The 10,155-nt window shown below is 63.5% G+C and carries 11 protein-coding genes and 2 tRNA genes; 10 read left to right on the top strand and 3 right to left on the bottom strand.

All coding sequences use genetic code 11. The features are described 5' to 3' along the window. Window positions 1–84 precede the first annotated feature (84 nt). The 3 genes from GN330_RS18765 (at window position 85) to GN330_RS18755 (ending at window position 755) form a co-directional block, all read left to right on the top strand. Window positions 85–161 (top strand) — tRNA-Pro (locus GN330_RS18765). A gap of 171 nt (window positions 162–332) precedes the next feature. Beyond that, window positions 333–638 (top strand): ETC complex I subunit, encoded by a 306-nt coding sequence (locus tag GN330_RS18760; protein ID WP_127597110.1) that lies wholly within the window; start codon window positions 333–335, stop codon window positions 636–638. A gap of 40 nt (window positions 639–678) precedes the next feature. Then, a tRNA-Arg gene (locus GN330_RS18755) sits at window positions 679–755 on the top strand. Window position 756: 1 nt separating this feature from the next. Here GN330_RS18755 and GN330_RS18750 read toward each other — a convergent pair. Beyond that, a complete protein-coding gene (locus tag GN330_RS18750) occupies window positions 757–957 on the bottom strand; it encodes a hypothetical protein (RefSeq protein ID WP_156714242.1) in 201 nt (66 codons plus the stop codon). A gap of 20 nt (window positions 958–977) precedes the next feature. Beyond that, window positions 978–2,177, bottom strand: a complete 1,200-nt coding sequence (locus tag GN330_RS18745) for a cystathionine beta-lyase (RefSeq protein ID WP_156714240.1) — start codon at window positions 2,175–2,177, stop codon at window positions 978–980. A gap of 208 nt (window positions 2,178–2,385) precedes the next feature. Here GN330_RS18745 and GN330_RS18740 point away from each other — a divergent pair, with 208 nt between their 5' ends. The 7 genes from GN330_RS18740 (at window position 2,386) to GN330_RS18710 (ending at window position 8,890) form a co-directional block, all read left to right on the top strand. After that, on the top strand, window positions 2,386–3,207 hold the full coding sequence (locus GN330_RS18740) for a phosphatase PAP2 family protein (protein WP_156714238.1): 822 nt from the start codon (window positions 2,386–2,388) through the stop codon (window positions 3,205–3,207). Window positions 3,208–3,448: 241 nt separating this feature from the next. Next, window positions 3,449–4,480 carry an amino acid ABC transporter substrate-binding protein gene (locus GN330_RS18735; RefSeq protein ID WP_156714236.1) on the top strand — a complete coding sequence of 344 codons (1,032 nt, stop codon included), beginning with the start codon at window positions 3,449–3,451 and terminating at the stop codon, window positions 4,478–4,480. A 67-nt stretch (window positions 4,481–4,547) separates the two neighbouring features. Further along, on the top strand, window positions 4,548–5,738 hold the full coding sequence (locus tag GN330_RS18730; RefSeq protein WP_156714235.1) for an amino acid ABC transporter permease: 1,191 nt from the start codon (window positions 4,548–4,550) through the stop codon (window positions 5,736–5,738). A 1-nt stretch (window position 5,739) separates the two neighbouring features. Beyond that, window positions 5,740–6,897 carry an amino acid ABC transporter permease gene (locus tag GN330_RS18725; protein WP_156714234.1) on the top strand — a complete coding sequence of 386 codons (1,158 nt, stop codon included), beginning with the start codon at window positions 5,740–5,742 and terminating at the stop codon, window positions 6,895–6,897. 42 nt (window positions 6,898–6,939) lie between these two features. Next, the gene (locus GN330_RS18720) at window positions 6,940–7,743 is read left to right on the top strand and encodes an amino acid ABC transporter ATP-binding protein (RefSeq protein ID WP_156714233.1); all 804 of its coding nucleotides are present in this window, start codon (window positions 6,940–6,942) and stop codon (window positions 7,741–7,743) included. A gap of 40 nt (window positions 7,744–7,783) precedes the next feature. After that, window positions 7,784–8,479 carry a TIGR02117 family protein gene (locus tag GN330_RS18715; protein ID WP_156714232.1) on the top strand — a complete coding sequence of 232 codons (696 nt, stop codon included), beginning with the start codon at window positions 7,784–7,786 and terminating at the stop codon, window positions 8,477–8,479. A gap of 105 nt (window positions 8,480–8,584) precedes the next feature. Beyond that, window positions 8,585–8,890: a hypothetical protein gene (locus GN330_RS18710; protein WP_156714231.1), complete on the top strand. Its 306-nt coding sequence runs from the start codon at window positions 8,585–8,587 to the stop codon at window positions 8,888–8,890. 28 nt (window positions 8,891–8,918) lie between these two features. On the opposite strand, the gene GN330_RS18705 is transcribed toward GN330_RS18710, so the two are convergent. Beyond that, on the bottom strand, window positions 8,919–10,142 hold the full coding sequence (locus GN330_RS18705; RefSeq protein WP_343040897.1) for an FAD-dependent monooxygenase: 1,224 nt from the start codon (window positions 10,140–10,142) through the stop codon (window positions 8,919–8,921). Between the last annotated feature and the right edge of the window lie 13 nt (window positions 10,143–10,155).

Below are 10,155 nucleotides of genomic sequence, written 5' to 3'. Positions count from 1 at the left end.
TGTTCCGTTTTTGCTCCGCTTCGAAAATTCGGCTCTTGCGTTTTCGCGCCGAAAAGCATAGTGCGATCAATGCCATCCGGCAGTCGGAGCGTAGCGCAGCCTGGTAGCGCATCTGGTTTGGGACCAGAGGGTCGCAGGTTCAAATCCTGCCGCTCCGACCATTTTTCTTCGGTCCATACCGGACACATAGGTTGCGTTTTATACCGGAGACATGGGTGACACTCGCGCGGCGGCCGGCCGGTCGTGCGCCACGCGGGCTTGGCAAACGGCCTGATTCTGGCTAGGGCAGTGCCGACAGACGCATTTGCCTCAAAAAAAAGCAGGAAACACCGATGTCAGCCCGCATCTACAGCCCCGCCAAGACCGCCATGCAGTCCGGCAAGGCCAAGACCGGACGCTGGATTCTCGAATTCGAGCCGGAAAAGCCGCGCAAGATCGACCCGTTGATGGGCTATACCAGCTCGGCCGACATGAAGAGCCAGATCAAGCTCTCCTTCGAGACGCGCGAAGAGGCGGTCGCCTATGCCAAAAAACAGGGCGTGGCCTTCCGTGTCGAGGAGCCGAAGGAGCTTCGTCGGCGCCAGATTTCCTACGCGGAAAATTTCCGCTATGACCGCAAGACGCCCTGGACGCATTGAGGCATCCAACTCGGTCCCGGGCCGTACCGGTCCGTGCGACGGTCCCGTAGCTCAGCTGGATAGAGCACCGGCCTTCTAAGCCGATGGTCGCAGGTTCGAGTCCTGCCGGGATCGCCAGTTATTTCAAGGTTTTACCTGAAGTGCTTGCCGTCAAGCCATCGCCGTTTACGGTCAGTTTGCACTTTATTATTCGGGTGGTGTCCCGCTCCATCCGGCGGATCGCGGCATCGCCGGCCTGCCGATCTTCGGCCAGGTGGTGGCGCTCAAAGGTGGACTTGAGCTCGGCGACCGAATCCCGGGGGCATCCAAACTTCGCCACCGCGCCCGCCGTTTCGGGCCTCAGCCCGATGTGGCCGCCGCCAGCCCGCGTTCGAGGTCGGCCTTGATGTCAGCGACATCCTCAAGCCCGATCTGCAGCCGGATCAGCGGGCCGCCATAGTCGCTTCTCGCAACCGTGCGGTCGCCGAGCCAGACATGCACGGCGAGGCTTTCGTAGCCGCCCCAGGAATAGCCGAGCCCGAACAGCGTCAGCGCGTCGAGGAAGGCATGCGCCTTTTCCGTGCCGCCGCCGTCGAGCACGATCGAGAAAATCCCGCTCGCGCCGGAAAAGTCGCGTTTCCAGATGGCGTGGCCGGGATGGCTCTCGAGGCCGGGGTGCAACACCTGCGCCACGCCGTTCCGGCCTTCGAGCCAGCGCGCCAGTTCCAGCGCGCTTTGCTGGTGGCGTTCGAGCCGCACCCCCATCGTGCGCAGGCCGCGCAGCACCTGATAAACGTCGTCTGGCGCGGCGCAGGCGCCGAGCGTCAGATAGGTGTCGTGCAATTGCGGCCAGTGCTCGGCATTGGCCGACACGGTGCCCAAGAGCACATCGGAATGGCCGGCGGGGTATTTGGTCGAAGCGTGGATGGAGATGTCGACGCCGTGATCGAGCGGTCGGAAATAGACCGGCGTCGCCCAGGTATTGTCCATCATCACCACCGCGCCCCATTGCTTGGCCGCGGCCGCGATGGCGGGAATGTCCTGCATCTCGAACGTATTGGAACCCGGCGCCTCGGTGAACACCACGCGAGTATTGGATTTCATCAGCGATTCGATGCCGGCGCCGATCTCCGGCGCGTAATATTGCACCTCGACGCCGAGCCGCGCCAGCATCGTGTCGGCGAACCGACGGGTGGGATTGTAGACGGAATCGACGATCAGCACATGGTCGCCGGCCGACAGGAAGGCAAGCAGCGGCACCGTCACCGCCGCCAGGCCGGAGGGAACGACGATCGTGCCGGCCGAGCCTTCGAGCGTGTCGACCGCCTCGGCGAGCGCGTCGCTCGTCGGCGTGCCGCGCGTGCCATAGGTGTATTTCTGATTGCGCGAGGCCATCGTGGCCGCGTCGGGAAAAAGCACGGTCGAGGCGTGCACCACCGGCGGGTTGATGAAGCCGAAATAGTCGCGCGGATCGTTCCCGCAATGTGTCAGAAGCGTGTTAATCCCCAGTGTCGGCGTCTTGGGTGTCGGCGTCTTGGGTGTCGGCGTCTTCCTGCTCATCGGTCCTCGCATCGGTTGCGGCGGACAAAGCCTTAGTCGTGGCGCGGGCGCGAGGCAATATCGCAGTCCGGTTGCGCCAAGGATTACTGTCGGCTGGCCTTCCCAGGCAGGTCAAAGCTTGTCAGGCCTGCGCCGATTGGTGCATTGCTGGCGGCGCTGAACCAGCGAATCCGTAGCGCGAAACTGGTGAAACGGGAAAAGATACCGGATGACACGGGGTGTTGGCGCGTATTGGGCCTATTTGCGGGAGGCGCATATCCGGTTCTGGGCGCCACCGCTCAGGCGCGACGGCCCGCCGGCCTGGTCGAACCGCATGACGCTGGTCGCGCTCGTCGGCGTCTACACGATCTTCCTACTGCATTTCCAGGATTCGGTCCTTGTCGACTACGTGCGCAGCACCAGCCCGGTCTTCGTCGATCTCAGCACCCGGTTTACCGACGTCGCCAAGTCGACGGTCTATCTGGTTGCCGCGCTGGCGGTGTTTTTGCTGGCCGGCGTGGTGGACTGGCGCCGGACCGAGCGGAAATGGCGGCCGGTCTGGGCGAAATTGTCGGGCCAGGCCGGTTTCGTGTTTCTCGCAATCGCGGTTTCCGGCCTGCTTACCAACCTCGCCAAGCTTTTGGTCGGCCGTGCCCGGCCGAAATTCCTCGAAACGCTCGGGCCGGGCTATTTCGATCCGTTCGCGCCCGGTTACGATTTCGCCTCCTTCCCGTCCGGCCACGCGCAGGTGGCCGGGGCGCTGACCATGGTTTTGCTCTTGTGGTTTCCGCGCGCCGCCGTCGCGATTCTGCCGCTCGGGCTGATCTTGGCCTCGATGCGGATCGGTGTGGCCGCCCATTACCCGACCGACGTGGTTGCCGGTTTCCTGGTGGGAACGCTTTACACGCTGTTCCTGGCGCGCTGGCTGGCCTTGCGCGGCATCGTTTTCCGCCTGCCCCCCGGGTGCTTCTGGCCCCGCCCGCGTTTCCGAAACGCCTTCCGCGGAGCATTGTCGCGACGGGGTAGGACTGTCAGCGCGTCTCGCGGATGAGTTGTAGAATGCCGACGGGGACAAAAACCGCTTCGCAGGCCTGCGAACGCTCGCTATTCCTGCCATTCGCCCTTGACCAGAAGGTCAGAATGGCCTTCGATGCGTCCGTGAGTGGGAGGCGCGGAACAACGTCCGGCGACGCGGCGCTTGTCCGGGCGGGGTCCGGGCGAACTGCTTAGCCTCCGAGAGGGAAAAGACAACGGGGAACGAGACCCCGGGGAAACAGAAAAGGGTTCCAACCATGACAGCGAAACTTCTGACCGGCGTATTTGGCGCGGCGGTTCTCGGACTTGCCGCATCCGCCGCATCCGCCGCGACACTCGACGACGTGAAGTCCAAGGGCTTCGTCCAATGCGGTGTGAACACCGGCCTTGCCGGTTTCGCCGCCCCCAACGACCAGGGTGAATGGTCGGGCTTCGACGTTGATATCTGCAGGGCGGTCGCCGCCGCCGTTTTCGGCGACGCGACCAAGGTGAAATACACGCCCACCACCGCGAAGGAGCGTTTTACCGCGCTGCAGTCCGGAGAGATCGACCTTCTGTCGCGCAACACCACCTGGACGCTCAGCCGCGACACCTCGCTCGGCTTCAATTTCGCCGGCGTCAATTATTATGACGGCCAGGGCTTCATGATCAACGCCAAGAAGCTGCCGGGCGTCAATTCCGCGCTTCAGCTTTCGGGCGCCTCGGTCTGCGTGCAGACCGGCACGACGACGGAGCTCAATCTTTCCGACTACTTCCGTGCCAACAAGATGGAATACAATCCGGTTGTTTTCGAAAAGCTCGAGGAGGTCAACGCCGCCTACGATTCGGGCCGGTGCGACGTCTACACCACCGACCAGTCGGGTCTGTATTCGATCCGCCTGACATTGTCGGCGCCGGACGATCACGTGGTGTTGCCGGAGATCATCTCGAAAGAGCCGCTCGGTCCGGTCGTGCGCCAGGGCGACGATCAATGGTTCGACATCGTCAAGTGGACGCTGAACGCGATGGTCATCGCCGAGGAACTCGGCATCACCCAGACCAATGTCGACGAGATGAAGGGGTCCGACAATCCCGAGCTCAAGCGCGTGCTGGGCATGGAGCCGGATTCCACGCTCGCCGCCGATCTGGGCCTCGACAAGGAATGGGTCGTCAACATCATCAAGGCGGTCGGCAATTATGGCGAGAGCTTCGAGCGCAATATCGGCCAGGATAGCCCGCTCAAGATCGCCCGTGGCCTGAACCAGCTCTGGACCAAGGGCGGCATCCTCTACGCGCCGCCGATCCGCTGATCTTTTCCTGGACCACCGGGAGGCGCGCCCACGTGCCTCCCGGATATTCAGGGTCGGGAGGGATCAGATGGCCAGTCAGGACACCGTCCGCGACGACGGCGTAGCAAAGGCGTCGTTGCTCTATGATCCGAAGGTTCGCGGGATCGTCGTTCAGGTCCTCGTCTTCGTGGGGCTCTTCGCGTTCGTCTACTGGATCGTGGGCAACACGATCGAGAATCTCCAGCGCTCCAACATTTCCTCGGGCTTCGGTTTTCTGAGCGGACGCAGCGGCTTTGACGTCGCCACCAGCGTGATCGCCTACGATTCGGACTCCACCTATGGCCGCGCGCTCGTCGTCGGTCTGTTGAACACCCTCGTGGTTGCTGTTCTTGGTGTCTTCACCGCCTCGATCATCGGGTTCCTGGTCGGCGTCGGACGCCTGTCGCGCAACTGGCTCGTGCGCAAGATCTGCACAGTCTATGTCGAGGTCTTTCGCAACATCCCGCCCTTGCTGGTGATCTTCTTTTGGTATTTCGGCGTGCTCTCGGTGCTGCCGCTGCCGCGCGATTCGATCGGATTGCCCTTCGGCTCCTATCTGAACAGCCGCGGCTTCTTCTTTCCAAAGCCGATCTGGGGCGAGGGGGCTTGGCTGATCGGTTTGGCGCTGCTCCTGGCGATCGCGATGATCTTTTTCGTCAAGCGGCGCGCTGCCGCGCGCCAGATGGCGACAGGACAGCAATTTCCGGTTCTGTGGACCTCGCTCGGGCTGCTTTTGGGCCTGCCCCTGCTGGCTTTCGCCCTGACCGGTTTTCCGCTCAGCTTCGAGTTTCCGCAATTGTCGACCTTCAACCTGGTCGGCGGCATTTCGGTGAAGCCCGAATTCCTGGCGCTTTACCTCGCATTGTCCTTCTACACCGCCTCCTTCATTGCCGAGATCGTGCGCGCGGGCATCCTCGGCATCAGCAAGGGGCAGACCGAGGCATCCTACGCCTTGGGTCTGCGCTCGGGAACGACATTGCGGCTGGTCATCATCCCGCAGGCCCTGCGCATCATCATTCCGCCGCTGACCAGCCAATATCTGAACCTGACCAAGAACTCGTCGCTGGCGATCGCGATCGGCTATCCCGACCTCGTCGCCATCGGCGGCACGATCCTCAACCAGACCGGTCAGGCGATCGAGGTCGTCGCCATCTGGATGGTGGTCTATCTCGGGCTCAGTCTCGCCACCTCGGTTTTCATGAACTGGTTCAATGCGCGCATGGCGCTGGTGGAGCGCTAACATGCAAGAACACGACCTTTCCTTCGTGCGCGCCGAACTGGTCGCCAACCAGCCGGCGCCCAGGGGCCAAAAGGGGTTCGGCCATTGGTTGCGCCGGAACATGTTTGCCACCCCCTTCGATGGCGTGCTGACGGTGCTGGCGGTGCTGTTCATCGCCTATTCGTTGCCGCCGCTTTTGAACTGGGCCTTCATCGATGCGCAATGGACCGGCAGCGACCGCTCCTTCTGCGCCACCGTGGCGCAGGGCGGCGTCCAGCCCGACGGCTGGTCGGGCGCCTGCTGGGCCTTCGTCGGCGCGAAGTTTCAGCAATTCCTCTACGGGCGCTACCCGATCGACGAACGCTGGCGCGTAGCCCTGACCGGGGTATTGTTCGTGCTTCTGATCGTGCCGCTGCTCGTCCCGCGCGCGCCACACAAGGCGCTGAACGCAATCCTGCTCTTCGTTGTGTTTCCAGTGGTCGCCTTCTTCCTGCTGGTCGGCGGCTGGTTCGGCCTGGAGTATGTCGAGACGCCGCTGTGGGGCGGACTGATGGTTACGCTGGTGTTGTCCTTCGTCGGCATCGCCGTCTCGTTGCCGCTCGGCATCGTGCTCGCGCTCGGGCGCCGGTCGCAAATGCCCGTGGTCAAGATGATATGCGTCATCTTCATCGAGACCGTGCGCGGCGTGCCGCTGGTCACTGTCTTGTTCATGGCCAGCGTCATGCTGCCGCTCTTCCTGCCGGCCGGCGTCACCTTCGACAAGTTCCTGCGCGCGCTGATCGGCGTGGCACTGTTCGCGTCGGCCTATATGGCCGAGGTGGTGCGCGGCGGCCTGCAGGCGATTCCCAAAGGCCAGTACGAGGGGGCGGATTCGCTCGGTCTCGGCTATTGGCAGAAAATGGGCCTGATCGTGTTGCCGCAGGCGCTCAAACTGGTCATCCCCGGCATTGTCAACACCTTCATTGGGCTCTTCAAGGACACCAGCCTGGTCTACATCATCGGCATGTTCGATCTTCTGGGCGCGGTGCGTCAGAACTTCTCCGACGCCACCTGGGCCTCGCCGCAAACGCCGATGACGGGGCTGGTTTTCGCGGGTTTCGTGTTCTGGTGCTTCTGTTTCGGCATGTCGCGCTATTCGATTTTCATGGAAAGGCTTCTCGACACTGGTCACAAGCGATAGCCGAATATCCACGGCCACGAACGACAAAAAAGGGGAAACTCGATGGCTAGCGAAAATGCTGTCGGCGCCGAGGAGATCGCCGTCGACAGGTCCAAGATGCAGATTTCGGACACGGATGTCGCGATCGAGATCGTCGGGATGCATAAATGGTACGGCGACTTTCATGTGCTCAAGGACATCAATCTCAAGGTCATGCGCGGCGAACGGATCGTAGTGTGCGGTCCGTCCGGTTCGGGCAAGTCGACGATGATCCGCTGCATCAACCGCCTCGAGGAGCATCAAAAGGGCAAGATCGTCGTTGACGGCATCGAACTCACCAACGACCTGAAGAAGATCGACGAGGTTCGGCGCGAGGTCGGCATGGTCTTCCAGCATTTCAACCTGTTTCCGCACCTCACAATCCTGGAGAATTGCACGCTGGCCCCGATTTGGGTGCGCAAGATCCCAAAAAAGGAGGCCGAGGCCACCGCCATGCATTTCCTGGAGCGGGTCAAGATCCCCGAACAGGCCGACAAATATCCCGGCCAGCTGTCCGGCGGCCAGCAGCAGCGCGTGGCGATCGCACGCTCGCTGTGCATGAACCCGCGCATCATGCTGTTCGACGAACCGACTTCGGCGCTCGATCCCGAGATGATCAAGGAGGTGCTCGACACCATGGTCGGCCTCGCCGAGGAAGGCATGACCATGATCTGTGTCACGCACGAGATGGGGTTCGCGCGCGAGGTCGCCAACCGGGTCATCTTCATGGATCAGGGGCAGATCGTCGAGCAGAACACGCCTGACAAATTCTTCGACAACCCACAGCATGAGCGCACCAAGCTGTTCCTGAGCCAGATCCTGCATTAGGCACCCGCCGCGGCGGCCGGCGGCGGGGCGGACCGTATCGATGCGGCGGGCTTTGTGGGGTTTGGTGGTTATCGCAGGTCTCGTGATCGCGGCGATCGCGGCGGGCGTGCTCATTCCCCTGCCTTTCCAGGCTCAACGCGTCGCCGCCCCCCAGACGCCGTCGCGATTGATCCTGCTGTTGTCGAACCCGATCCACACCGACATAGCGCTGCCGCTCGACGGTCATGTCCGCGGCCGGTTTAAGATGCTGGCCGGCGATGGCTTTCCGCTTTTTGACGGCAATGCGCGGTGGCTGGTCGTCGGCTGGGGCGGGCGGTCCTTCTATCTGGAAACACCGACATGGGCCGATCTCAAGCTGGTGCCAATCCTGCGGGCGCTGACGCTCGATCGTTCGGTGATGCATGTCGAGATTGCCGGCGAAATTCCGCTTGAGCACCCCGCCGTCACGCCGCTGGAGATCGACGAGGCCGGCTTTTCGGCCTTGCTCGACTTTGTCGGGCAAAGTTTCGCGCCCGGAGCCGGTGGCGACCCGGTTCTGCTCCCTAATGCCGGATATGGCGCTTATGATCGGTTCTACGAAGCCAGGGGGCGTTTCAACGCGCTCGTGGGGTGCAATGTCTGGACCGCGCGGGCGCTTCGTCGGGCCGGTATCCGGACCGGAGGGTGGACGCCGCTGCCGGGATTGCTGCGCTGGTCGCTGCGGCGTCACAATCCGCAGCCGATAGCGGCGCGGTGACGGCGGGGTTTCCGATATCTGTCAGCAGCCTCGCGCGCCATCATTGAACTTTTGACGGTCGAGGCTTAGTTTGTTTAGCAAAATAGTTAAACAAAGAGGGCGGCCATGCGATCGATCACCATCAGTTACAAATATTCAGGCCCGGAGGAAAAATGGCGTGGCGTCATCGACGCCTTCATCGCCGCCATAAACGCCGATGAGGCTGTCGCCGGCAGGTTCATCTATCAGGTCGCGGTCGCCGATGACGGCCAGACCCGCATCCATTGGGGCCAGTGGGACAGCACGGAAACGCTGAAGACCATGCAGTCGCGCGCCTATTTCAAGGTTTTCGCCGGTTCACTGCGCGAACTGGCCGGCGGACCGCCGGACGCCGTGGCCGCCGCCGTCGCGACAAAGACCGTCGGTTGGTAGCCGCGCGCCGGCCGCAGCCCGGCGGCGGTCAACCGGAAGATTGCGTGACGTCCTGGCCGTAGAGCCAGTCGAGATCGGCCGCCAATCGGGCGCCCGAGCGCCTCTTGAGCACGAAATTGCGCACCAGCGCCACTGGCCCGGACGCGTTCCAGGCAAACCGGTTGAGCGCGCCGCGCTGCTCGACACGCAACACCCGAGGCCGGCGCTCGGTCTCGTAGATCTGCAGTGCGAGCGGGATGTCGTCGTCATGAAGCGCGACGATGCCGGCCAGCACCTCGGCGTCTTCGATCGCCATCGCCGCGCCCTGGGCGGCGAACGGCGTCATCGCGTGCGCGGCGTCGCCGATCAGCACAACGCCTTCCGGGCGGGTCCACGGACCCTTGGCGTCGACGATGTGGAGCGGCCAGCTTGTCCAGGTGCCCGCGCTTTCCACGAGCTCGGCGAGCGGTTTTGCCGCGCCACTCACTGCTTTTTTCAGGGCGGTCGCGTCGGTGCCAGCCGTCCAGCTCTGGCTCTGCGCGTCGCCCTTCGTCACCGCAACGAGATTGATCGCGGCTCCGGCGCGCAAGGGATAGGCGACGAGGTGGAAGCGCGGATGTAGGAAGGCCGTCACCACATCGGCGCCGATCAGGCGTTCGGCAAAGTCCGTGGCCGCACCGCGCCGCAGGGTCGTGCGCCAGGCGACCAGCCCGGTGAAGGAATCGTCCATGCCGTCGAGTATGGCTCCGCGCAGCGTCGACCAGACCCCGTCGCTTGCGACCAACAGCCCGCCGCTTGCTTCCTCGATCGTGCCGTTGCGGTCGGTCGACAGCGTGACGCCCCGCGCGTGAAAGGCGGCGTCGCGCACGGCCGCCCCGGTTACGATCGTGATGTTGGGGTCTTGCCCGGCCCGCGCGAGTAGCGCGCTTTGCAGGTCTGCGCGATGGATGGTCAGATAAGGCCCCCCCCAGCGCCGCTCGGCGGCCTGTCCGAGCGGGACGCGGCCAAGTTCGCCCAGTCCGTGCGCGTCGCGCAGAACGACCGCTTGCGGCCTGACAGCGGCCGGCAGCAGACGGTCGAGCACGCCGAGACGGCGCAGGAGTCGCGTCGCGTTGGGTGAAAGCTGCAGCCCGGCGCCGATCTCGGCGAAGCCCGGAGCCCGTTCGAACAGCCTGACCGAATAGCCCCGGCTTGCAAAGGCGATCGCGGCCGTCAACCCGGCAATGCCGCCACCGGCCACGAGCACCTGGAGCGATGGCGGGGAGGTCTTCACGGGGAAGACCGCC

This window comes from Nitratireductor arenosus (assembly GCF_009742725.1).
Lineage (GTDB): Bacteria > Pseudomonadota > Alphaproteobacteria > Rhizobiales > Rhizobiaceae > Mangrovimarina > Mangrovimarina arenosa.
This window is presented reverse-complemented; position numbering and strand designations above follow the sequence as displayed.